Raw genomic sequence first — 21,000 nt, forward strand, 5'->3', positions numbered from 1 at the left:
GTGCTGGGCGACGGTGGACGATGCGGGGGTGTTCACAGCATGCCTCCCTGCCGGTCGTGGATCCAGTCGGCGAAGCCGTGCGGGGCCCGCGCGTGTCGGCGAGCCGAGGTCAGTACCGGCGCCTGGTCGGTGGCGACGATCCCGTCGCCGTGGTCGCGTGCAACGTGGACGAGAGCGCGGTCCTCGCCCGTAGCCACAGGGGCGAAGCCGCCGAGAGCGAGGTAGGTGCTGGCACGGATACCGAGGTTGGCGCCATATATGTGGGGGTGCCCGGGGGCGGGCTCGTGTGCGAACTCCCAAAGGAGCCGCTTCTGACGTGGCAGGCCTCTGGGATCCGGTCGGAGTGCCGCTGTGACTCCGGCGTGCCGACTCGCGCCCACGGCGCCGTAGCCGACGGTGACGACGCGGACGTCGTACGCGGAGGCGATCGTCGCGGTGGGATCGCTGCAGTCGTCGAGCACGACGGTGACATCGACGTCTATCGCGATGGCGGCGGTGGTGCGGAGATGGTCGACCGTCGCGCGGATCGCGGTGAGGCAACGGCCGATGAGCCTCGCCTCATTGCGGGCGGGAACGACGACCGAGACCGCGAGGATGTGCTCGAGTGGGTGAGATGTGGGGCGGGTCATGTCTGTTGCCAGAGATCTGCCCGGTAGTCGGCCGTGGACACGGACCGAAGCAGACGGAGGTAGCTCCGCTGTCGGATGATCTCATGCACGCCGCAGCCGTCGAGAGGCCATCCGTTTATGGGATGCAACCAGTGGCACGCCAGGAGATGGCCGCCGAGCGCGGTGGCGCGTCGGAGTGCATCGAGCGTGGTGCGCAGGCCGCCGGGACTGAGGAAGTATCCGATCTCCGACAGGACGACCAGGTCGTATTCGCGCCGCGGGATGTCCAGGGGCGCCGCGCCGTGGATGATGTGCACGTTGCCTAGGCCGGCGGTACGTCGGCACGCGAGAGCGGCTGCGGTCGGTGAGGCCTCGAGCCCGTCGACCTCGCGGCAGGCGGTGGCGAGATCAGCGGTGAGCGCACCGACCGAGCAGCCGATCTCGAGCGCCCTGGCCGGCCGGGCCAGTCCGTCGAGTAGAGCGAGCGTTGTTCGCCGCTTGCCCGTCTCGTAGTCCGATCCCACGTCCCAGGGATCGTAGGACGCCTGATGAAGCTCTTCGAAGGCGTAGGCATCGGACGGTGCGGGGCTGGTGAAGACGACTTCGACGTCACGGCGGAAGTATCCGAGCACATGCTCCGGCACCACGGCAGCGTCTTCGACGGCGTCGGAGAGCGGTCGAATCTGTGAGACGTGCGCGCGCACCGCGTCGGCTTTGGCCGCGCGGTCCTCGACATCGAGGGGCACTATCGCCATTCGGCCCCGTGGCAGGTCCGCCGGCGTACCCCAATGCCACAACCAGACCGGGTACTCCAGAAGATCGGCGTCGGTGCGTGCGGCTGCCGCGGCGGCGGCGCGCCCGGCGGCCTCGTGATCGGGATGACGGTCGTGCCGCCACGGCCCGAGGACGACGGTCCGGGCGCCATCGACCGGGGTCGCGCCGACGATGGCGGCGGTGAGGTCGTGGTGGCCTGCGGCCACCTGTCCGTCGGCCAGGCCGACCGCGAGCAGCCGGATCGGATTGTCCGGCTCGCCGAGGATGGACAGGGCGTGCTCGATCTCTTCTCGTCGCCGGTGGGCGAGCTGTGTGGGTCCGGCGGTCGGTGAACCGGGGTGCGACGCCTCACCCCAGGTGGCGAGGACCACCGTCACGTCCATACCTCCACGGCTTGCTCGATGGAGCAGCCCGCCGCATCCGAGCGTCTCGTCGTCCGGGTGTGCGGAGACCACTATCAGGTGGGTGTACGAGGCCGAATTCACCTGATGTACGGCGGGGTGCTGTTCGAGTTCGGTTCGCCAGAGGCTTTCGGGTGTGCCGAGGACGCCGGGAGTGAATGCCCGCTCGTCGGTCACAGAACCAGTCCTCGCCCCTCGGCCACCGCGTTGCCGAGAGCAGCCACGTCCCGCTCAGCGTGTTCTTGGCACAGGTACACGGTCAGGTCCGCGATACGAGCGGCATGCGCGGCGTCCCGCACGAGCGGCGTCGGGCCGAGAGCGTGGGCCGTCCGCTCGATGACCTCCTCCGCCGCCCGGCGCACAGCGCTTCGAACATGCAGGCCCAACACCGATCGATCGGTGTCAGGAACGTCGCCGTCGAGTCTGTGCGCCGCGTCGGCCATGACCTGTCCGGCCTGGTGCAGTGCGATCTCGGCGGCGCCGAGATGCATCATTCCGATCTGATCCAGAGCTCCGCGGTCCGCGTGAGCCCGCAGCGTTCTACCCACGGCCATCGCCGCGCCGAACCACACAGCGGCGACACGCATGCCCCCGATCGCGAATCCGGGGCGATCGTGGTACCAACCGTCCGGTCCTATCGGCGTCGCAGCGACGGCTCGGCAGATCAGCGACGGCGAGTCGACCGCGGAGAGACCACGCGCCACCCACCGCTCGTGGCCGATGGCCACGCCCGGCGAGTGCAGATCGACCGCGAACAGCCGCCGGATACCACGGGCCGTCCACGCCGTGATGAGCGCGTAGTCGAGGTCCTGCGCCAACGAGCACCAAGGTTTCGTACCCGTGAGGGTCCAACCGGTCCGGGACTCTCTCGCCTCGAGCCGCACACCCGGCCCCTCTGCGGCGTAGACACCCCAGGTCGAATCAGCGCCGCGCCCGCGCAGCGGCGACCCCGCCTCGTCGAGGATCGCCAGCGCATCGACGTGAGGTTCCACGATTCTCGCGACAGTCAGGTCGAACGCGCCGATCGTCGCCATCGCCGACCATTCCCGCCGGACCGGCGTGGTGGCCTCATGGACGCCCACGCACCGGCCCAAGGCCGGCAACCGCCGCACGGTCTGGGCGACGTCACGCCCACAGGACCGTAACAGCGGAGTCAGGACGTCGGCGGCGTCGGCGACCGATGGACCGCCGGCCGTGCCGGCCCACGGAATGCAGATCACCTCCTCGGCCTCCGCGATCACTCGAACACGTTCCGGTCCCAGAAGCGTAGATCGGCACACGAGTCAAGGAACTCGCCCGTCGTCGCCGCGGTGGTGATCCGCAGGCAACCGGCGTCGAGACGTCCCCGGAGCCCGACCTTCTCGAAGAGGCGGTCGGCATACTCACCTACGCCGATGAACTTGAAATGATGGAAGGCGTCGTTGACGAAGTCCTTGGCGGCCGGATCCTTCGCCAGCTCGTCGATCTCCCCCTGGGAGGGGATGACGGCGACCGCGTCGTAGAGCACCGCCGGGGCTCCCGCGAGCTGCGCATCTGCCGAGGTCGACTGTCCGTCGGAGAGCGTCACGCCACCGACCTTCGGCGCGATCACCTCGATCGTCGCTCCCGCTTCCGCTACCCCGCTCCGCAGCGCATCGAGCAGCTCGGCATCGGTGCCGTTGGTGACCAGCACGCCCAGCTTACGACCCGCGAACGTACCGGGAGGGTTCCGCAGGATGCTCAACGCAGGCGAAGGGGGCAGGTCGTCTCGGACCGGTGCGAACGGTTCGCTGGGTTCCGGAACCGGGATCCCGATCCCGGCTGCGACGCGTACAGCGAGCTTCTCGTCCACGTTCCGGAGGTTCGCCACCACACGGATCCGGATGTGCGGATCGACGACCTTACTCAGCTCGAAGACGTAGGCGTCGACGATATGGTCGCGCTCGATGTCGTTCTGGCTGATCCAGAACACCCTCGCCTGGCTGTAGTGATCGGCGAACGACTCGGGCCGCAGCCGCGCCTTCACCCCGGAAACCTCCGTCTCGAACGAGGTGACGCTCGCCAGTTGGGGACGGGCGCGCGGCCCCGCCTCGGCGCCGGATCGTCCGTTGGGTTCGTAATTCACCGGGCCGGTCGGCACCGTCGTCTGCATGTGACCGTCCCGGGCGAAGCTGGCGACGGGACACGTGGGCGCATTGATCGGGATCTGGGTGAAATTGGGGCTTCCGAGCCGAGACAGCTGGGTGTCGAGATAGGAGAAATTGCGTCCCTGCAGAAGGGGGTCGTCGGTGAAGTCGATCCCGGGAACGATGTTCTGGGTGCAGAACGCCACCTGCTCGGTCTCGGCGAATTCGTTCTCGATCACCCGATCGAGTGTCATCCGGCCGACGATTCGCAGGGGTATGTCCTCCTCCGGAATCAGCTTCGTCGGGTCCAGCGGGTCGAACTCGAGACCCTGGGCGGTCTCCTCGTCGAACAGTTGCACCGCCAGATCCCACTGCGGGAAGTCACCCCTGGTGATCGAATCCCACATGTCACGGCGGTGGAAGTCGGGGTCGGCGCCGTTGATCTTCACCGCTTCGTTCCACAGCACGGACTGACAACCGAGCACCGGCCTCCAGTGGAACTTGACGTACGTGCTCGCGCCGTGCTCGTCGAGGAATCGGAACGTGTGGATGCCGAACCCCTCCATGAATCGGAACGAGCGCGGTATCGCCCGATCCGACATCTGCCACAGCGTCATGTGTGTGGACTCAGGCATGAACGATATGAAGTCCCAGAAGTTGTCGTGCGCGGACTGCGCCTGCGGGAATCCGCGATCGGGTTCCTCCTTGACCGCATGGATCAGGTCCGGGAACTTGATCGCATCCTGGATGAAGAACACCGGGATGTTGTTCCCGACCAGGTCCCAGTTACCTTCGCGGGTATAGAATTTGACAGCGAATCCGCGCACGTCGCGGGCGAGATCCGGCGAGCCTGCGCGGCCCGCCACCGTCGAGAACCGGACGAAGACCGGGGTCTTCTCCCCCGCTTCACGGAACAGGTCCGCAACCGTCACCTCCGGCAGGGGGGCGGTGGTCTCGAACACTCCGTGCGCCCCATACCCGCGGGCGTGTACGACCCGCTCGGGTATCCGCTCGTGATCGAACCGGAAGATCTTGTCGCGGAAGGCCTGATCCTCCAGCAGCGTCGGGCCGGGAGCGCCGACCCGAAGGGAGTTCTGGTTGTCGACGACCGGCGCACCCTGCGAGGTGGTCAACGTCTCCTGCGATGTCTGGTGGAACTCACCGCCCTCACCGCGTTGCGTGTCGCCGCCGCTATCGGGCTGATCAGACGTCATTTATCCTGCTCCTTCGCTACGAGATACGGACCGTCCGCCGACCCCAGTGCAGCGACCAGCGCCGAGCAGAAGCCCGGCAGATCAGCGGGCTTGCGGCTGGTGACGAGGGTGTTGGGACCATCGGCGCACACGACCACCGACCGGTCGACCCAGTCGCCCCCGGCGTTGACGATGTCGGTTCGTAGACTCGGCCACGAGGTCAGCGTCCGGCCGCCCACCACCCCCGCCTCGATCAGGGCCCAGGGCGCGTGGCAGATCGCCGCGACAGGCCTACCGCGGGCGAAGAAGTCGGCGACGAATGCGACTGCGGCCGACTGGGTTCGGAGGTAGTCGGGATTGGCCACACCGCCCGGCACGACCAATGCGTCGAAGGCATCGGCGCCCTCGTCCTCCACGGTCTGATCGACGGCGAACGTATCCGCCCGGTCGAGGTGGTCGAACGCTTGAATCGTCCCCGCCCCCGTCGAGACCAGACGCGGCCTGGCACCGCTCTCCCGGACCGCGCGCCACGGCTCGGTCAGTTCCACCTGCTCGACACCCTCCGGTGCGACGAGAAATGCGATCGTCTTGTCGGCGTGCGGCCGGTCTGCCATCTCGAACCCCGTTACCTCGATAGGTCACATGTCGGGCTGTCAATACCCGTAGGGGTCGCCCGGCAAACCTCCGCGCGATGCCGCCGACGCTTCATCCTCGAGGTCGTCGACCACCCACGACTCCTCTGCCGCATCGGCGGGCGGTACGGCGTCCTCCTGTCCGCGGCCGAGGATTTCCGGCTCTTCCTGCGCGAGCCTGTCGTCGAGAGACTCTCCCTCTCGCTGTTCACGGCTTGTGACGCCGACGCGATCACTCGCCGACCAGCCTTCCGGCGGATCCATCCCTTCTTCCAGCGGATCGCGCTGCGGGCGATCCTCGTCGAGATCCTCGGCGCCTACAGCCGCCGCAAAAACAGGATCGACCTCGTCCCCGGGATCCGGGATCTCGGGCCGCTGACCGTCTCTCGTGCTCATCGGTTCCGTCACCAACCTCTCATCGTCGACTGGAGTCTTCGTCAACCGCTGTCGTATACCCCCGGCCGTGTACGACGAAACCGTCGGTGTCCGACGTGCGTGGGCTGCCAGCAGGATTACCCGGCCATTACCCGCCCGCCGAGCTTTCTCATAGGAGCAGACGACTCGATAGTGTCGCTTCTCAATCCGGTAGCGTGATTTGCCAAATCGCATATCCGATAATGCGGCATCTCAAATCTGTCGACCGGAAGTAGCGGTCGGCCCGACAGCCGGACTGGACCGTTCGTTGACGGCTCAGCTCGAACGGCACTAGGATCGATGGCGAGGTTGAGCACAGCAGCCCACCAGCGACAGTCGGCATGATCGCAGCGTCTACGCGATCCTGGGTGCTGGATAGGATTCACTCTACTAAAGAGCGAGGCTGAGCATGGGTTATGCGGTGTCCGGAAACCACACAGATAAGACATTGAATTCCGTACAGCTCCCGGCGAGGATCGATGTATACGTATCGACACCGTCCGATGCGCGGCCTTCGGCTGCACCCATGGTGGTGACGATCTCCGGCGAGATCGACGCCTCCAACTCCTCCGACATCGATACGTGCGTCCAAGCGCTGTATGCACGTCGAGTGGACGTTCTGATCGATCTGAGCGGCGTGACCTTCATGGGGTCGTGCGGGCTGTGGGCCGTCGTCGGCCTCCCCCAGATCGCACGTAGTTACGGCGTGGGATGCGCCGTCCTCACAAGTGACGCCGTCGACCGCCTTCTCCAGGTCGTCAACCACTGCAGACCGCCGTGGGTGTTCGAGGACCGTCGGGCTGCGCTCAACGCACTGGTCACCGAAGGGCTCTGGCTCGCGTCCTGACGTCCTCGACGGCTCGCGTGACCGGTTCACGAGCCCATCCGTCGACAGCAGCAGGTTTGGCCGGCCGGCAATCGGGGTACAGGACAGGCGGAAGCGGACGGCGAACGAGGAGGACATCGATGCGGCGGACCATCACGCTTGGAACACAGCTCACCACGACACTCCGGACCGGGCATCGCGTCCGGTGCAAAGTGACCGCGATCCGCAACGCGCCGTTCTGCTACGTAGAACTCAAACCCTTAGCGGGCGGGGAGCGTCGCGCGGTTCCTTTGCGCGTCGCGGAGATGCTGCTCCGCGAAGAGATCTGCGCGCCCCTCGTTCCGTCGCTACAGCACGCGGATACCGTCGGCCGCCAAGACTGACAGGCGGATTCACGTCGGCTCGATGGGCACGGTCGAGCAGTTCACAGCAACACACAGAGAAACATTGGAGATGTCATGATCGTCGCCGGAATAATACTTCTCATCCTCGGATTCGTGTTCAAGATCGCGATCCTCTGGACGATCGGAATCGTAGTGCTGGTGATCGGATTGATCCTGCTGGCGCTCGGATCGCTCGGCCACGCGATCGGCGGCAGGCGCCACTACTACTGACCACCACAGCGCCGGTCTACGGCACCGGTAGGCGATCGGGGCCGGTGGGCCCTGAGGGAGCCAGGCTCGAGGAAGGGAGGCTCGCCATGCGCTGGATATCGGCGGTCGTGCTCGTCTGGCTGATCATCGGCGCCGTCGCGGCGGCGCAACGAGGGTATTTCACGCACGCCTCCGAGAACTGTGCCAGCGGCGCGACGACGGCAGTGACCGTGGTCGCCGGGCCGCTGAACTATCTGGGTGTCAATCCCAAGGTCGCGGGCTGCAAGATCCCGCAACCCAGCCCGTGACGCTCACAGTCAGACCAAGAGCACCACGGACACGGTGACCAGCCCGGTGACGGCGAACGCGGCGTAGTCGTTCACCGAACCGGTATGCAGCCGTCGCAGCCAGGTGAGCGGACGCGGCTCGACCTTCAGGCGCAGGTACGCCGCTGCGAGCAGCAGTCCGAGGACGATCTCGACCAGCGCGGTCAGCAGGTCGCTCACCTGGAGGTACGTGAACGTCAGATGCAGCGCGGGCACGGCGCCACCGTCGGCGAATACCGCCCGCGCATACGCGTTCGGGTGCAACAGGATCGACGCCAGGGGCGAGGCCACGTCTCGTACGAACATCCCGGGCAGCACACCGAATCCGACGCACGCGACTCCCAGGGTGATCAGGCTGAACCGCATACCGGGACGCGTTGGTTCCAGTCGCTCGTAGTCCCGGGCGCGCCGACGGCGTCGAGATCGTGTCGAGCGCGACGACTCGACCGGCGACGGACGGTCCGAGCCCGAGCCGCAGAAGCAGCAGGGCTGTAATCATGAGCTCCGCGATACAAGGCCGCGATGTAGACGTCGCGCATCATCGTCGCCGCACCAGCGGCGCGAGCAACTTCTCAACCGGCGCAATTCGTGCCGCGCTCGGTCGATGTCGACGATCTGATCGTCCACGATCAACGAGCTGATCAGTCCTACACCACCCAGCCCGCCATCGGTCCGCATCGTCGTCGGGACGACGACCAACCCGAAGCCAAGGGTCGGCTCGGCGCCCAGATACGGCGGGCCAGAAGGACGTTGGCGACCACGATCCGGCCGGACGCCACGATCACCAGCCGCACGACCGTCGCGAGACACCGCGGATCGAGCAGGCGCCAGGGCCGCGCCACCGGTCCCAGCGGCGCCGGAGCACACGCGACCACGAGCGCCAGCAGCCCCCCGAACGTCAGCTGCTCGACCGTCACCGTCCACGTCAGCAACAGCCACGTGCCGAATGACCACCCGAACAGCGCGGCGATCCGAGTGGTCATGTCTCACCTGCTTCCCACCGCGTCGAGCCCGCTGCGCTCGATGTTCGCGAGCAGGTCGGCCGGTTCGCGCCATACCTCCACCGCACCGTTGTCCCGTAGCTCGGCCGCACTGGTACCGCCGCAGGTGAGCCTGATGAAGGGAATCCCGGCGCGCCCGCACGCCTGGCCATCCCAGACGGCGTCCCCCACGAACACGGTGCTCCGCGGCGTCAGCCCGGAACGCTCCAGCGCCGCATGGAGGATGTCCGGCGCCGGTTTGCCCGCATCCGCGTCGGTGGAACTCGTGGCGCAGGCGATGGCGTCGTCTGCGCCCAACGCCGACCGCAGCGCAGAGAACTCCTCCTGCGACGCCGACGAGGCGAGCACGACGCGTAGCCCTCTGCCGGCACACGCTCGGACGAGCTCCGCTGCGCCAGGCAGTGCCCGCAGCCGCCCCCAGTACTGCTTGTACAGGGTCAGATGGGCGGTGTGCACGCCACTGTCTGCCTGCCGATCGCGGTCGTCTCCGATCAGGTGGTCGAGGAGCTCGGCGCCGCCCATCCCGATCGCCCGGTGCACCGCCGCCATGGTGACGACGTGACCGCCCTGGCGCAGTGCCTCGCCCCAGCACACCGCGTGTAGGTACGTCGTATCGACGAGCGTGCCGTCCACATCGAACAGCACACCGCGCGCAGGCGCATCGTCACCGGGCACAGCGGGCCGCCGACCCCGTGTTCGTCTGCCTCATCATGTCTGGCCTCCTCCATCCACTCACCTCGGTGCCTGGCGTACTCGCTACATACCCCGAATCCGCGCGACGAAACAGCGTCTCAACCGACGCCGCGGCGCAGCGCGATTGAACCCGAGCCGCGCCGGGTATGAGACGAGGTGAGACCTAGCCCCCGAGGATTGGAACGCCATGCCCCAGAAGAGCCCCGGCCCCAGCGTCAAGGACAAGGAGATGTATGAGGAACTCCGTAAGCAGGGTGACTCCAAGCAGAAGGCGGCGCGCATAGCGAATGCGGCCGCAGGCTCGAGCCGTAGCGAGGTGGGCCGCCGCGGTGGGTCCTCTCCTTCGTACGAGCAGTGGACCGTGACCGACCTTCGCAAGCGCGCACGAGAACTGGGCATCGACGGGCGTTCGTCCATGAACAAGAGGGCACTCATCGACGCCCTGCGCAACCACTAGCCGCCTCCGAGTCCCGTCGCTACGAGCAGGCCCGCCGCTGGTCCGCGGGCGGCCGCTCGTCAGGCATGACCCGCACCGCAGCGGCTCGACCGAATCGCGGACGCGGAATTACCGTATGATCGGCGAATGGAAATGGGCGGCGCTGACGCGCTGGCACGGACCGTCGGCGGGGGCGTTCCCCAACGCATCGGAAGCTTTCGGTTCTATTTCGCCGGCGAGCGCTGGGAGTGGTCGGACGAGGTCGCTCGGATCCACGGCTACGAACCGGGGTCCGTGAGGCCCACGACGGAGCTGATCCTCGGGCACAAGCATCCGGACGACAAGTCCGAGGTCGCCGCCAAGGTCCAGCGAATGCTCGCGGACGGAAGCCCGTTCAGCAGTCGGCACCGCATCATCGACACCCGCGGCGCGGTACACCACATCATCGTCATCGCCGACAAGATGTTCTCGGACCGTGGCGAACTCATCGGGTCCGAGGGGTTCTACGTCGACATCACCGACACCATCGAGGCCGAGGTGCGGACGTCACTCACCGACGTGCTCCCCGAATACACCGCCTCGCGCGAGGCGATAGATCGCGCAAAAGGGGTCATCATGTTCGTGTACGGCATTCCGGCCCAGCGTGCTTTCGAGATCCTGAAGTGGCGGTCCCAGGAATCCAACGTCAAACTCCGAGAGATCGCGGTACAGCTCCTGAACGACATCGAATCGACCGGTGGTGACCTGATCCCCCGCGAGTCGCGCCAGCAATTCGATCACATCCTCCTCACCACCCACCTGCGGATCGGATCCGGAGACGCGATCGACCTGATCTGATCGCTGATCCGGCTGTCCGCGGCTGCGTACCCGCGCTATGCCGCCACCGTCGCCCGACGGCGAGATCAGCGGCGGCGGCGGCGCGCCGCCACCTCGTCCGCCTCCGCGTCTCCGGCCTGAGCGCGCTTTTGCTCAGCGTTCGCCTCATGCTCGGCCGCCTCCCGCTGGTCGGCTGCTTCGTCCTGCTGCGCACGCCCCGCGTCGACCAGGTCTGCGCGGCCCAAGACGGTGCCCACGGCCTCCTTCACCTTGCCTTCGAGGTCTTCAATGACACCCTTCGCTACTTCCCCGCGTCCGGACTCGTTGCTCATACTCGTTCCTCTCGTCGAAACGCATCCATCACTCGGCCACTAGCGCGTCTCCGGGCGTCGTCGTCCGCGGTACCGCCGGACGTATTCGCGCTCCTCCTCCGGCGTGGTGGGCTCCATGATCGGGTCGCGTTCCGTCCGGTCGTGGAATCTACTTGGACGCTGGGACACCGACACGGCGACCAGCAACGCGCCACCCGCGATCACAAGCACGACCCCGACCGCGAACAGGTACCAACCCCACGGCGCCGCGACTGCGACTCCCGTGAGGCCGGCCGCCAGGCCGGCGATCGCGACGATGCACAGCACGTAACCGAGCATCCCCCAACGCTTGTCGAGTCTTCTCATGGCAACTCCCTTGCGGTCGTGCGCCTCGTACGAGTGTCCTGATGACCTTGTCTACGCACTCGTACCCACGTGCCGACGGTCGAAACCTTCTGTCCCGTCCGCGCCGCGGCACGCCTGGAGTGGCCGCGGCACGCCTGGAGTGTCGGGACGGAGCATCCGCCCTCAGGCGCCGGATTCGGGTAATCGGTCCCGGAGTTCACGCAGGGTGGCAGACAGGATCCTGGAGACATGCATCTGGGATATTCCGACTCGTTCCGCGATCCTGCTCTGGGTCATGTTGTCGATGAACCGCAGTCTGAGGATCTGCCGTTCCCGCTCCGGAAGGTCGGCGAGCGCGGACCGGAGCAGCATCCGATCCTCCACCACCTCGAGTTCGGGATCGTCCGTGCCCACCGTCTCGCCCAACGGACGGTCCGGCGACGTGTCGGACTCCCGCGCAGGCGCGTCGGTGGAGAGCGCGTGGTATGCGTTGTCCGCCGACAGCGCCTCCAACACGTCGGACACGGCCACATCGAGGTGCACCGCGAGTTCGCGGGGGGTCGGCGCGCGCCCGAGATCCTGGCTCAACTCGGCGGTGCTCTTCGCCACCGCCAGACTCAGCTCCTGCAGACGGCGCGGGACGCGCAGCGCCCACGCGGTGTCGCGGAAATGCCGCCTGATCTCGCCCATCATGGTGGGCACAGCGAATGCTAAGAAGTCCGGCCCCTTCGTCGGATCGAACCGGTCCGCAGCGTTGACGAGGCCGATGCGCGCGACCTGCACGAGATCATCGTGTGCCTCCCCGCGGCCGTCGAACCGCCAGGCGATGCTCTCCGCAAGGCCGAGGTGCGCCACGATGAGGTCGTCTCGCGCAGACCGGTGGGTATCGCTCTGCGGATCGCTGTCCGCCAGGGCGCGCAGCGCGGTTCCGGTGCGAGCGTCGTCACGGCTCCAAGCCATCGCCGGTCACTCCGCCCGGCGGTCGACGCCCGTATCGATGGAGAGCTCGATCCAGGCGGTCCGCATCGCCGGATCGCGTTCCGACGGTCCGCTGCCCGCCGACAGGTCGGTGCTCACCGACTGCAGGATGTACCACGACAGGCCGTGTCCAAGAAAGGGGTCATCGCCGACGATAGTCGTTACGCATCTCAGGACGAGATGACGTGGGTGACCACCCATTCTGCATTCGAGGGTCGCGCCTGGGGAACTGACGCGGATCAGCTTCGTACAGGCTTCGTCCACCGCCAGCCGCGCATCGGCGATCCCGTCGACGGTGAGGTCGAACGCCGCCCCCACAGTGGCGACAGCCGCCCGAATGACGGCCAACTGATCGACCTGAGCAGGCACCCGTACCTCGACGGCCGAATCGGACCACCCCCCACCCTCGGAGGGGACGACTTCCACAGATGTCATAGCTACCTCGCCACTCGGTTGGTGCCCACGCCGCTCATCGTCGTCGACCTCCATACCCGTCGATGTTCGATCTCAAACGTTAGCCCGCCTCGCGCTGTCACACAGCGGAGCGCGGTTGACGAGCGCACGGGGCGTGCATACGATCGGAAATGGTTGAACATTGCAGCCCCTTGGTTCACGTCCGCCGTAGAGCAGGATGTACCTCGCGGCGGACGCCTCTTCGCAACACCGAGAGAGTGAGGCGCAAGATGCGTTCTTCTGTATCTTCGAGCCCGTCCACCGCGTCGATGCAGGTCGACGTCGAGCCCCCGATGCCGGCGGGCCCAGCCTTTGCCAGGGGCCCTGCCGTCGTGAGCGTCTCAGGTGAGATCGACGCCTCCAACGCCAAGGACATCGATTCCCGCGTCGAGCCGTTGTTCGCACGCCGCCACGACGTGATCATCGACCTCGCGGCGGTCTCCTTCATCGGTTCGTGTGGTCTGTGGGTCGTAGTCGGTCTGCCCCAGGTCGCGCGTACCTATGGTGTCGGCTGTGCGGTCGTGACCAACGACACCGTGGACCGCCTCCTCCATGTGGTCAACCACTGCCGGCCCCCGTGGGTGTTCGACGACCGGTCGTCTGCGACCGATGCACTTGCGACAGAAGGTCTCTGGTTGGCATCGTAGACGTCGCGACGGCAACCCGACCACCTGAACCGGCGCCCGGCGCGTGGCCTGTACGGTATCGCCTTCGTGATCCTGATCAGTAGCGCCGCGAGCACTGCGCGAAACCACCTATTGATCGCGGTACCCGATCCGAGCGGGAGCAAACCCTTGTAGGGGATCCCATCCCGGACGGCGGGTTTCGCCGCGCCCGCATCTGGGTAGTGCTAGGTACCGGTGGATCCATACGCCGCCGCCCCGAACCCGAGAGGAGGTCGGCATGACTGAGCCGACGCACCCACCCGAACGTCCCTATCCGCCCGACCCGTACCCGCCTCGGCGCCCTGAACCGCCGGCACCCGACCCGATTCCGACCCCGGAGCCCGGTCGCGAGCCGGATCCGATACCGCTGCCGAACGACCCGGACATCAACCCGCCGTCCCGTCCCGACATCGTCGAATGACCTGCCTAACCCGGCTATCACCGCGCCACAGCGCTCGCTGAGGCAGGTCCGGTGGCGGTGCGCATGGTGCGTCTCCACGACACGGCTCTCATGTTGGCCCACATATCAATGAAATTGATTGCCGCACAAGCTATTTGTCCAGAACCAGCCGAATCTCGGCGCGACCTCGACGGCGTCGCGCCGCACCTTCGGCATCGCAGCCCCTCGCGGGGCGAACCGAGAGGAAGTAGTCACCAGCATGATTCGCCGAATCGCTCGACCGTTGCTCGGATCGATCTTCGTCTACAGCGGCTACCAGAACCTGCGCAGCCCCGATCAGACCGCTCGGGCGGCCGAACCACTGGTGGACCGACTGAACGACTCACTTCCCGATTCAGCACTCCTGCCCACTGGTTCACGCACGTGGGTACGGGCGAATGCAGGAGTCCAGATGGGTGGCGGGCTACTGCTCGCCACCGGGCGCTTCCCGCGCGTGGCCTCACTGGCCCTCGCCGGCTCACTGATCCCCAGCACGTTCGTCGAGCACCAGTTCTGGAACGAGACGGATCCTGTTGCCCGCCAGCGACAGCAGACGGACTTTCTGAAGAACATCTCACTGTTCGGCGGGCTGCTGATCGCAGGATTCGACACGGAGGGGAAGCCCGGCCCGGTGTGGCGCACGAAGCGTGCGGTCGAGCGCGCGTCGGACCACGTCTCGTCCGGTATCGCAGCAATCACCCCCACCGCGGCGGAGGCGTCGTCCGATCTGGGCGAGCGCGTGCACGAGTGGGCGGGCACCGCACACGATCTCGCGGTACAGGCGGGTGACCGGTTGGCTGCCGCGAGAAACGTTGCCGGAGAACATCTGACCGACGCCGCCGCAAAGACGACACCGGCGGTGACGGACGCCGTGTCCACGGCCGCACACCGAGCGTCCGTACTTGCGAAGGCCGCCAACGAGCGGCTGGGGGAGGCCGGCGAGCGCGTACCCGACTACGCCGATGCAGCGGCGGATACGATCCGCAGGACCGCGCCGGTGGTCGCCGACCGTGTCCGTGCGGCCCGGGACGTGATTGGAGAGAAGGCACCCGATGTGGCCGACCGCGCGCGGACCTTGGTCGGCATCCAGACCGATCCCCCGACACTACGCGAGCGGGCCGGCGCCAGACTCCGGCGCTGACGCGCCGAGGTAGCCGGGTTCGACGGGCGCTCGATTCGTCACGCCCTCAACCCAGTACGACGCTGTCCCGCGGCTGGTCGATCGGCAGGTCACCGTCGACGATGGCGGTGACCTCCATCGAGTCGAGGCGGATCGCCCCGCCATGGTTGTCCAGGAACGCGGTATCGGACGAGTCCCGGCCGGTGGAGATGCGAAGCATCGACTGCCGCGGCGCGAGTCCGGTCGCATCCACCACGTGCCACGTGTCGCCGATCAGCGCCTCCGCGACCGCGTGGAAGTCCATCGGATCGCAGCCCGGCGCATACACGGCCGCCAGACGCGCCGGGATCTTCACCGCGCGCAACAGCGCGATCACCAGGTGCGCGTAGTCACGGCACACTCCCGCCGCGGCGAGCAGTGTGTCGGCGGCGCCGTCGATCGGGTCCGACGAACCCGGGATGTAGTCCAGCCTGTTCGCAACGAAAGCGACTATCTCCATGAGCATCCGGTTCGGATCCCCCAGATGCCCGAACTGCTTGCCGGCGAAACCGTAGAACATGTCCGCCTCGGCGTACCGCGACGGGCGCAGGTACAGGGACCTGTGGAACTCGTCGAGCGGCGCCGGCGTCGGGACACCGTCGACGGTGGCGCGATACGTCGCGCGCACCTGACCGGCCGGCGCAGTGAACCGATGGACCCGCCCGCCGTGCTCCCCCACCACCTCGAGTGGCTCGACCGGTTCACCATCGATGGTGAACAGGAGCGACTCGTCGATCTCGACACCACGCATCCGCGCCAGGGAGATCTGGAACTCGAGGACGCTCTCCTCGAGAACGGCGACCTCGACCTCTGCCGAGACCTTCCGCGGACCGAGCATGTGCGCCTCCAGACGTGTCGAGTGCGTACCAGGCGCGCGGCCTACCGAGCGATCGGAACGGCAGGTGAGAAAGATCGGCCTGGATACACGAAGATCTACTAGACCAGCAGATGCTCCAAGTCTACTCGGTGTGGTCCGCCACCCCGGAGCCGGAGTCGCGCGCACGGCGGCCGGACGGAGGCGGTGTGTCGTCGCGCCGTCGGGGCTGCACCAGCCGTCCGTCCGCCCGGGCTCAGCGCCTGCCCGGCGTATCCTATCGAATACCGGCGGGCCTGCGCCCCTTGACCATCCGCGCCAGGGTGTCCGTGGCGTGCGCCCCGTCCCAGGTGCCGACGGCCCGTCGTATACGGCGCGCGAACTTCCTGTGAGTTCGATACCCCCGGCTCCGGTGATACCGTGGAGAGTTACCCAGGCAAGACCCTCACCAGCTGCAACGCAACGGCCGGCAGGATCTCGATAACCGAGAGAAGCTGACATGAGTCGCAACCTCGCACAGAAGCTGATCGCCGCACACCTGGTCTCCGGAGAGATGGTGCCCGGCAAGGAGATCGCACTCCGCATAGACCAGACACTCACCCAGGACGCCACCGGCACCCTGGTGATGCTCGAGCTGGAGGCCCTCGACCTCGGCAGAGCGCAGACCGAGGTATCGGTCCAATACGTGGACCACAACCTGCTGCAGGCCGACAGCAGGAACGCCGAGGACCACGCATTTCTGCGCTCGGCCTGCCAGAGATTCGGGCTGTGGTACTCGAAGCCCGGCAACGGCGTCTCCCACCCGACGCACATGCAACGATTCGGACGCCCGGGCGCGACGATGGTGGGCTCCGACAGCCATACGCCCGCTGCAGGTTCACTCGCGATGCTGGCGATCGGCCTCGGCGGCATCGAGGTCGCGATGGCGATCGCGGGCAAGCCTGTCTACCTGCGGATGCCCGAGATCTGGGGCATCCGGCTGACCGGCGAAATGCCGCCGTGGGTGAGCGCGAAGGACGTCATTCTGGATATGCTGCGCCGCCACGGCGTCAAGGGCGGCGTCAACCGGATAATCGAGTACCACGGCCCCGGACTCGCGGGGCTGTCGGCTATGGACCGCCACGTGATCGCGAACATGGGTGCAGAGCTGGGCGCCACCAGTACCGTGTTCCCGTCCGACGAACAGGTACGGTCGTTTCTGCGTTCCGAGGGCCGCGCGGGCGACTTCGTGGAGCTGCGCGCCGACGACGGTGCGACGTACGACGTGACCGACGACATCGATCTGTCCACCCTCGTGCCCCTCATCGCGCTCCCCACGTCGCCGGGCAACGTGGTAGCGGTGTCCGACGTCGCCGGGCGTGCGGTGGATCAGGTGGTGATCGGGTCGTCGGCCAACCCCGGACTGCGCGACTTCGCCGTCGCGGCTGCGATCGTGGCAGGTCGACAGACGCATCCCAGGGTGTCCTTCGACGTGAACCCGAGCTCGCGGCAGATCCTGCAGGACATGACTCGAATGGGCGCGACGTTCGATTTGATCGCGGCCGGTGCCCGGCTGCACCAGTCCGGCTGCCTCGGTTGTATCGGTATGGGCCAAGCACCGGCGAACGGGCGAAACAGCCTGCGGACGATGCCGCGGAACTTCCCCGGGCGGTCTGGCACGCGCGAGGACTCCGTATACCTGTGTTCCCCCGAGACCGCGGCCGCGGCGGCGCTGACGGGACGGATCACCGATCCACGCGATCTCCCGGCGCTACTCGGAATCGACTATCCGACAGTGGAACTGCCGACCGAGTCGAGCGTCAACACCGCGATGCTCGAAGCGCCCCCGGCAGCGACGGCCGACCGCGTCGAACTGGTCAAGGGGGCCAACATCTCGTCGCTGCCCGAGTTCGACCCGCTCCCAGACCGTATCGAGGCGCCGGTGGCACTCAAGGTCGGCGACGACGTCTCCACCGACGAGATCCTGCCGGCCGGGGCCCGCGTACTGCCCTTCCGCAGCAACATCCCGCTCCTCGCCGACTTCACCTTCTCCCAGATCGACGAGACCTACCCGAGCCGCGCCAAGAAGGACAAGGACGGCGGTGGCCACATCGTGGTCGCCGGGGCGAACTATGGGCAGGGATCCTCACGCGAACACGCGGCCATCACACCCCGTTTCCTCGGGCTGCGTGCCGTGCTCGCGGTGTCCTTCGCCCGCATCCACTGGCAGAACCTGGCCAACTTCGGCGTGCTGGCCCTCGAGTTCGACGACGCCGACGACTACGGCCACATCGACCAGGGGGACGTGCTCGTCCTAGAAGGGCTCCGGCACGGCATCGAGTCCGGCACCTCGGTGACCGTCCGCAACGCCACTCGTGACGAGAAGTACGAGACCCACCATCGCCTCTCACCACGCCAGGTAGCGATGGTGACGGCCGGCGGCCTGATCCCCTGGCAACGCTCCTGATCGGGGCTCCCGTCGGCCGCGTGGCACCCTGTGCCATATGCGACTAGACGTAGACTGCTCCAGGTGAGCGTGTATGTGGCGATCGGTGACAGTCAGTCCGAGGGGGTCGGGGACGACCCGTGGCCGGACGGCACACCGCGCGGGTGGGCGGACCGCCTCGCCGCTCGACTCGCGCAGGTGGACGACGAGGTGCTGTACGCCAATCTCGCGGTCCGCGGCAAGACCGCCGACAAGGTGCTCGCCGAGCAGCTGGGTCCCACGCTGGCCCTGGCACCGGACCTCGTCACCGTCACCGCAGGCGTGAACGACCTGCTCGAGCCGCACCGGGACACCGCCGCTGTGCTCGCGACGCTCGATCGACTCGTCGCCGATCTGCGCGCCGCCGGTGCCACCGTCGTCCTCGTACGATCTCCCGAGCTGCACGCTCTCACCCTGCCGGGCCGACTGATCGCCCGCCGCGTGGCCGCCTTCAACGCGGGTCTCACCGAGATCGCCGCTCGCCGTGGCGCACTCGCGCCCGCCCCCGGGCGAGGGTCGGTGTTCGAGGACCTCCGCGCCTGGTCGCCCGACCGGCTGCACCTGAGCGCATTGGGCCACGAGCGGCTCGCCCGCGGTGTCGGCGAGGCACTCGGGTTACCCGACTGCGCAGGCTGGGCCGCGCCGCCGGCCGGCATCCCGCCGCACCGCACGGTCGCGAGCGAGATCGACTGGGCCCGAGCCCATCTGCTGCCCTGGGCGGCGCGCCGCGTACGACGGATCTCGTCAGCTGACGGACGGTGTGCCAAACGCCCGGTGCCGCAACCGGTCACGCCAGGCACCTGCGTGACCGAGGCGGGCTGACGCCGCCGATCGGGTCCGATGAACCCGGGATGTAGTCTGCCTCGCGCAGATCACCGACCGACGCCGGCCGTACCCGACCGCGCGCGCAGCCGGGTCCGGTCCGCGCGAAACAGGTCGATGGAGTACTCGATCGGAGCGCCCGTCTCGCTGTAGCCGACCCGCTCGAGGCGGAGCAGCGGCGTGTCCACCGGCTGGCCGAGCAGGCGGCCCGTCGACTCGGTGGCGGTAGTCAACTCTATCAGCTCGTCCGTCGCCGCGACCTGCATGCCGAAGCGGCGCCGCAGCGTCACGTACAGCGAGCCGGACAGGTCCTGCCGCAACAGCCGTTCGTCCAGTCGCAGGTAGGCCCGCTCCAGCGACAGCGTGTCACCATCGGCATACCGGACGCGCAGCAGTGATGTCACCGCCGCACCCCGCGGCAGCTCCAACGCGCGCGCCACCGCCGGCTCAGCGGCCACCGCCGCGGCGGACACGACGCGCGTATGGCCCGTGAAGCCCTGGGCCGACAGCATCTCCGGCACCCCGAGCACGGTGTTGATGTCCCGGGCCAGCCGGCGGCCCACCGTCTCCTCGAAGCCGGTCGGTGTCGCGCCGCGGCCCGTCCGCGTCAGATAGGCGCCGCCGGCGCGGCCGACGACCCTGTGCACGACCCCCTCGGTCTCGAGCAGGGCGATCGCCCGGCGCACCGTCGCCCGCGAGACCTCCAACCGCGCAGCGAGATCCCGCTCGGGCGGCAGCTTAGACGCACCGCGGTCGGCCAGTTCCTCGGCGAGCCGTCCCAGTACCGCGACCGCATCCTCGACGAGGGTCATGTCGCGGCCCCTCTCATCCGGACGGAGATGTCGCTCGATCGTGACACCCGCCTGTTATCCCGATGTTACGTCGATCACTTCCTACCAGAAATGGGCCACGCGCACCATTGCCTGCACGCCGCCACGCGGCCACCACAGACGAAGGGAATCAGCGTGAGCCACACCGACACCGCCCACGCCGGCGCCGCGGCGCTCGCCATCCTCCAGGACGCCGGCGAGATCTCCCGGCGGTGGTTCGAGCGCTCCGGGCTCGACGTGGAGGTCAAGGCCGACGGCTCGCCGGTCACCCGCGCCGACCGGGACACCGAGGACGCGATCCGGTCCGCCCTCGCCGAGCGGTTCCCCGCTGACGGGATCCTGGGCGAGGAGTTCGGCGAGACCGAATCCCGTTCCGGCAGCAGGTGGATCATCGACCCGATCGACGGGACGAAGTCGTTCGTGCACGGGGTCCCCCTGTATGCGAACCTGCTCGCGCGCGAGGTGGACGGTGAGATCGTGTTCGGCGCGATCAACCTCCCGAGCCTGGGCATCCTCGTCCACGCCGAGCGCGGTGGCGGCTGCTTCCGCAACGGCCGGTCCGTCCGCGTCTCCGCACGGGATCACCTCGACGGCGCCTACGTGATGGCGACCTGGCTGGAGGACTGGACCGGCGCGCGGATCGACCGACTGCACGCGTCCGGAGCCGTGCTGCGGACCTGGGGCGACGCGTTCGGGTACGCGCTGGTCGCATGCGGCGACGCCGACGCGGTCGTCGACTTCACCGCCCAGACCTACGATCTCGCGCCCATGCCGGTGATCCTCGCCGAGGCCGGCGGGCGGTTCACCGACCTGCGCGGCGACGGCCTGATCGACTCCGGCCACGCAGTCGCCTCCAACGGGCGACTACACGACACCATCCTCGAACTCCTCGAGTATTAAGG

26 protein-coding genes are annotated in these 21,000 nt (G+C 67.7%); 11 read left to right on the forward strand and 15 right to left on the reverse strand.

Features of this window, described 5'->3' with window-relative positions:
• Positions 1 to 32: 32 nt before the first annotated feature.
• Genes ABD908_RS03655 through ABD908_RS03680 form a run of 6 tightly spaced genes read right to left on the reverse strand, consistent with a single transcriptional unit; the run spans position 33 to position 6,121 of the window.
• The gene (locus ABD908_RS03655) at positions 33 to 629 is read right to left on the reverse strand and encodes a glycosyltransferase family 2 protein (protein ID WP_344991011.1); all 597 of its coding nucleotides are present in this window, start codon (positions 627 to 629) and stop codon (positions 33 to 35) included.
• On the reverse strand, positions 626 to 1,960 hold the full coding sequence (locus ABD908_RS03660; protein ID WP_344991014.1) for a PIG-L family deacetylase: 1,335 nt from the start codon (positions 1,958 to 1,960) through the stop codon (positions 626 to 628). The genes ABD908_RS03655 and ABD908_RS03660 overlap by 4 nt, the downstream gene beginning before the upstream one ends.
• The gene (locus tag ABD908_RS03665; RefSeq protein ID WP_344991017.1) at positions 1,957 to 3,024 is read right to left on the reverse strand and encodes an acyl-CoA dehydrogenase; all 1,068 of its coding nucleotides are present in this window, start codon (positions 3,022 to 3,024) and stop codon (positions 1,957 to 1,959) included. The genes ABD908_RS03660 and ABD908_RS03665 overlap by 4 nt, the downstream gene beginning before the upstream one ends.
• Positions 3,021 to 5,102: a catalase gene (locus ABD908_RS03670; protein WP_344991020.1), complete on the reverse strand. Its 2,082-nt coding sequence runs from the start codon at positions 5,100 to 5,102 to the stop codon at positions 3,021 to 3,023. The genes ABD908_RS03665 and ABD908_RS03670 overlap by 4 nt, the downstream gene beginning before the upstream one ends.
• Positions 5,099 to 5,695, reverse strand: a complete 597-nt coding sequence (locus ABD908_RS03675) for a type 1 glutamine amidotransferase domain-containing protein (protein WP_344991023.1) — start codon at positions 5,693 to 5,695, stop codon at positions 5,099 to 5,101. The genes ABD908_RS03670 and ABD908_RS03675 overlap by 4 nt, the downstream gene beginning before the upstream one ends.
• Before the next feature lie 39 nt (positions 5,696 to 5,734).
• On the reverse strand, positions 5,735 to 6,121 hold the full coding sequence (locus ABD908_RS03680; RefSeq protein WP_344991026.1) for a hypothetical protein: 387 nt from the start codon (positions 6,119 to 6,121) through the stop codon (positions 5,735 to 5,737).
• Positions 6,122 to 6,653: 532 nt separating this feature from the next.
• Between ABD908_RS03680 and ABD908_RS03685 the strand changes: the two genes are divergently transcribed.
• The 3 genes from ABD908_RS03685 (at position 6,654) to ABD908_RS03695 (ending at position 7,854) form a co-directional block, all read left to right on the forward strand.
• On the forward strand, positions 6,654 to 6,974 hold the full coding sequence (locus ABD908_RS03685) for an STAS domain-containing protein (protein ID WP_344991029.1): 321 nt from the start codon (positions 6,654 to 6,656) through the stop codon (positions 6,972 to 6,974).
• Between the two features lie 437 nt (positions 6,975 to 7,411).
• Complete coding sequence (locus tag ABD908_RS03690) at positions 7,412 to 7,567, forward strand: DUF6131 family protein (protein ID WP_344991032.1); 156 nt, start codon at positions 7,412 to 7,414, stop codon at positions 7,565 to 7,567.
• 86 nt (positions 7,568 to 7,653) lie between these two features.
• Positions 7,654 to 7,854 carry a hypothetical protein gene (locus ABD908_RS03695; protein ID WP_344991034.1) on the forward strand — a complete coding sequence of 67 codons (201 nt, stop codon included), beginning with the start codon at positions 7,654 to 7,656 and terminating at the stop codon, positions 7,852 to 7,854.
• Between the two features lie 9 nt (positions 7,855 to 7,863).
• Here the strand turns inward: ABD908_RS03695 and ABD908_RS03700 are convergent, their stop codons facing one another.
• From ABD908_RS03700 to ABD908_RS03710, 3 genes are all read right to left on the reverse strand, one after another.
• Positions 7,864 to 8,238 carry a hypothetical protein gene (locus ABD908_RS03700; protein WP_344991036.1) on the reverse strand — a complete coding sequence of 125 codons (375 nt, stop codon included), beginning with the start codon at positions 8,236 to 8,238 and terminating at the stop codon, positions 7,864 to 7,866.
• 281 nt (positions 8,239 to 8,519) lie between these two features.
• Entirely contained in the window at positions 8,520 to 8,855 is a 336-nt protein-coding gene (locus tag ABD908_RS03705; RefSeq protein ID WP_344991039.1) for a Na+/H+ antiporter subunit E, read from the reverse strand.
• A gap of 3 nt (positions 8,856 to 8,858) precedes the next feature.
• Positions 8,859 to 9,548: an HAD family hydrolase gene (locus ABD908_RS03710; protein WP_344991042.1), complete on the reverse strand. Its 690-nt coding sequence runs from the start codon at positions 9,546 to 9,548 to the stop codon at positions 8,859 to 8,861.
• A gap of 205 nt (positions 9,549 to 9,753) precedes the next feature.
• Between ABD908_RS03710 and ABD908_RS03715 the strand changes: the two genes are divergently transcribed.
• On the forward strand, positions 9,754 to 10,023 hold the full coding sequence (locus ABD908_RS03715; protein ID WP_344991044.1) for a DUF7218 family protein: 270 nt from the start codon (positions 9,754 to 9,756) through the stop codon (positions 10,021 to 10,023).
• Between the two features lie 126 nt (positions 10,024 to 10,149).
• Positions 10,150 to 10,839 (forward strand): PAS and ANTAR domain-containing protein, encoded by a 690-nt coding sequence (locus tag ABD908_RS03720; protein WP_344991047.1) that lies wholly within the window; start codon positions 10,150 to 10,152, stop codon positions 10,837 to 10,839.
• Positions 10,840 to 10,904: 65 nt separating this feature from the next.
• Here ABD908_RS03720 and ABD908_RS03725 read toward each other — a convergent pair whose 3' ends face one another.
• The 4 genes from ABD908_RS03725 to ABD908_RS03740 all read right to left on the reverse strand — a co-directional run bounded on the left by ABD908_RS03725 (position 10,905) and on the right by ABD908_RS03740 (position 12,821).
• Positions 10,905 to 11,150, reverse strand: coding sequence for a CsbD family protein (locus ABD908_RS03725; RefSeq protein WP_344991049.1), 246 nt, complete (start codon positions 11,148 to 11,150; stop codon positions 10,905 to 10,907).
• Between the two features lie 39 nt (positions 11,151 to 11,189).
• Positions 11,190 to 11,495 carry a hypothetical protein gene (locus tag ABD908_RS03730; RefSeq protein WP_344991052.1) on the reverse strand — a complete coding sequence of 102 codons (306 nt, stop codon included), beginning with the start codon at positions 11,493 to 11,495 and terminating at the stop codon, positions 11,190 to 11,192.
• A 162-nt stretch (positions 11,496 to 11,657) separates the two neighbouring features.
• Positions 11,658 to 12,434 (reverse strand): RNA polymerase sigma factor SigF, encoded by a 777-nt coding sequence (locus ABD908_RS03735; RefSeq protein WP_344991055.1) that lies wholly within the window; start codon positions 12,432 to 12,434, stop codon positions 11,658 to 11,660.
• 6 nt (positions 12,435 to 12,440) lie between these two features.
• Positions 12,441 to 12,821: an ATP-binding protein gene (locus ABD908_RS03740; protein ID WP_344991058.1), complete on the reverse strand. Its 381-nt coding sequence runs from the start codon at positions 12,819 to 12,821 to the stop codon at positions 12,441 to 12,443.
• Positions 12,822 to 13,237: 416 nt separating this feature from the next.
• On the opposite strand from ABD908_RS03740, the gene ABD908_RS03745 reads away from it, so the two are divergent.
• The 3 genes from ABD908_RS03745 to ABD908_RS03755 all read left to right on the forward strand — a co-directional run bounded on the left by ABD908_RS03745 (position 13,238) and on the right by ABD908_RS03755 (position 15,150).
• On the forward strand, positions 13,238 to 13,552 hold the full coding sequence (locus ABD908_RS03745) for an STAS domain-containing protein (protein ID WP_344991060.1): 315 nt from the start codon (positions 13,238 to 13,240) through the stop codon (positions 13,550 to 13,552).
• Positions 13,553 to 13,808: 256 nt separating this feature from the next.
• Complete coding sequence (locus tag ABD908_RS03750; RefSeq protein ID WP_344991063.1) at positions 13,809 to 13,991, forward strand: hypothetical protein; 183 nt, start codon at positions 13,809 to 13,811, stop codon at positions 13,989 to 13,991.
• 238 nt (positions 13,992 to 14,229) lie between these two features.
• Complete coding sequence (locus tag ABD908_RS03755) at positions 14,230 to 15,150, forward strand: DoxX family protein (protein WP_344991066.1); 921 nt, start codon at positions 14,230 to 14,232, stop codon at positions 15,148 to 15,150.
• A gap of 46 nt (positions 15,151 to 15,196) precedes the next feature.
• Here ABD908_RS03755 and ABD908_RS03760 read toward each other — a convergent pair whose 3' ends face one another.
• Positions 15,197 to 16,006 (reverse strand): transglutaminase-like domain-containing protein, encoded by an 810-nt coding sequence (locus ABD908_RS03760; protein WP_344991069.1) that lies wholly within the window; start codon positions 16,004 to 16,006, stop codon positions 15,197 to 15,199.
• 475 nt (positions 16,007 to 16,481) lie between these two features.
• On the opposite strand from ABD908_RS03760, the gene ABD908_RS03765 reads away from it, so the two are divergent.
• A complete protein-coding gene (locus ABD908_RS03765; protein WP_344991071.1) occupies positions 16,482 to 18,428 on the forward strand; it encodes an aconitate hydratase in 1,947 nt (648 codons plus the stop codon).
• A gap of 63 nt (positions 18,429 to 18,491) precedes the next feature.
• Entirely contained in the window at positions 18,492 to 19,268 is a 777-nt protein-coding gene (locus tag ABD908_RS03770; RefSeq protein ID WP_344991074.1) for an SGNH/GDSL hydrolase family protein, read from the forward strand.
• Positions 19,269 to 19,318: 50 nt separating this feature from the next.
• Here ABD908_RS03770 and ABD908_RS03775 read toward each other — a convergent pair whose 3' ends face one another.
• A complete protein-coding gene (locus tag ABD908_RS03775) occupies positions 19,319 to 20,080 on the reverse strand; it encodes a GntR family transcriptional regulator (protein WP_344991077.1) in 762 nt (253 codons plus the stop codon).
• A gap of 153 nt (positions 20,081 to 20,233) precedes the next feature.
• Here ABD908_RS03775 and ABD908_RS03780 point away from each other — a divergent pair, with 153 nt between their 5' ends.
• Complete coding sequence (locus tag ABD908_RS03780) at positions 20,234 to 20,998, forward strand: inositol monophosphatase family protein (protein ID WP_344991080.1); 765 nt, start codon at positions 20,234 to 20,236, stop codon at positions 20,996 to 20,998.
• The last annotated feature ends 2 nt before the right edge of the window (positions 20,999 to 21,000 follow it).

It is taken from the genome of Tsukamurella soli (assembly GCF_039541155.1).
Lineage (GTDB): Bacteria > Actinomycetota > Actinomycetes > Mycobacteriales > Mycobacteriaceae > Tsukamurella > Tsukamurella soli.

What these genes read in the sequence shown, in the direction of transcription:
- ABD908_RS03655 (WP_344991011.1), bottom strand. Translation starts at nt 629, where the DNA reads ATGACCCGCCCCACATCTCACCCACTCGAGCACATCCTCGCGGTCTCG.
- ABD908_RS03670 (WP_344991020.1), bottom strand. Translation starts at nt 5,102, where the DNA reads ATGACGTCTGATCAGCCCGATAGCGGCGGCGACACGCAACGCGGTGAG.
- ABD908_RS03675 (WP_344991023.1), bottom strand. Translation starts at nt 5,695, where the DNA reads ATGGCAGACCGGCCGCACGCCGACAAGACGATCGCATTTCTCGTCGCA.
- ABD908_RS03685 (WP_344991029.1), top strand. Translation starts at nt 6,654, where the DNA reads ATGGTGGTGACGATCTCCGGCGAGATCGACGCCTCCAACTCCTCCGAC.
- ABD908_RS03690 (WP_344991032.1), top strand. Translation starts at nt 7,412, where the DNA reads ATGATCGTCGCCGGAATAATACTTCTCATCCTCGGATTCGTGTTCAAG.
- ABD908_RS03695 (WP_344991034.1), top strand. Translation starts at nt 7,654, where the DNA reads ATGCGCTGGATATCGGCGGTCGTGCTCGTCTGGCTGATCATCGGCGCC.
- ABD908_RS03700 (WP_344991036.1), bottom strand. Translation starts at nt 8,238, where the DNA reads ATGCGGTTCAGCCTGATCACCCTGGGAGTCGCGTGCGTCGGATTCGGT.
- ABD908_RS03705 (WP_344991039.1), bottom strand. Translation starts at nt 8,855, where the DNA reads ATGACCACTCGGATCGCCGCGCTGTTCGGGTGGTCATTCGGCACGTGG.
- ABD908_RS03715 (WP_344991044.1), top strand. Translation starts at nt 9,754, where the DNA reads ATGCCCCAGAAGAGCCCCGGCCCCAGCGTCAAGGACAAGGAGATGTAT.
- ABD908_RS03720 (WP_344991047.1), top strand. Translation starts at nt 10,150, where the DNA reads ATGGAAATGGGCGGCGCTGACGCGCTGGCACGGACCGTCGGCGGGGGC.
- ABD908_RS03725 (WP_344991049.1), bottom strand. Translation starts at nt 11,150, where the DNA reads ATGAGCAACGAGTCCGGACGCGGGGAAGTAGCGAAGGGTGTCATTGAA.
- ABD908_RS03730 (WP_344991052.1), bottom strand. Translation starts at nt 11,495, where the DNA reads ATGAGAAGACTCGACAAGCGTTGGGGGATGCTCGGTTACGTGCTGTGC.
- ABD908_RS03735 (WP_344991055.1), bottom strand. Translation starts at nt 12,434, where the DNA reads ATGGCTTGGAGCCGTGACGACGCTCGCACCGGAACCGCGCTGCGCGCC.
- ABD908_RS03750 (WP_344991063.1), top strand. Translation starts at nt 13,809, where the DNA reads ATGACTGAGCCGACGCACCCACCCGAACGTCCCTATCCGCCCGACCCG.
- ABD908_RS03755 (WP_344991066.1), top strand. Translation starts at nt 14,230, where the DNA reads ATGATTCGCCGAATCGCTCGACCGTTGCTCGGATCGATCTTCGTCTAC.
- ABD908_RS03760 (WP_344991069.1), bottom strand. Translation starts at nt 16,006, where the DNA reads ATGCTCGGTCCGCGGAAGGTCTCGGCAGAGGTCGAGGTCGCCGTTCTC.
- ABD908_RS03765 (WP_344991071.1), top strand. Translation starts at nt 16,482, where the DNA reads ATGAGTCGCAACCTCGCACAGAAGCTGATCGCCGCACACCTGGTCTCC.
- ABD908_RS03775 (WP_344991077.1), bottom strand. Translation starts at nt 20,080, where the DNA reads ATGACCCTCGTCGAGGATGCGGTCGCGGTACTGGGACGGCTCGCCGAG.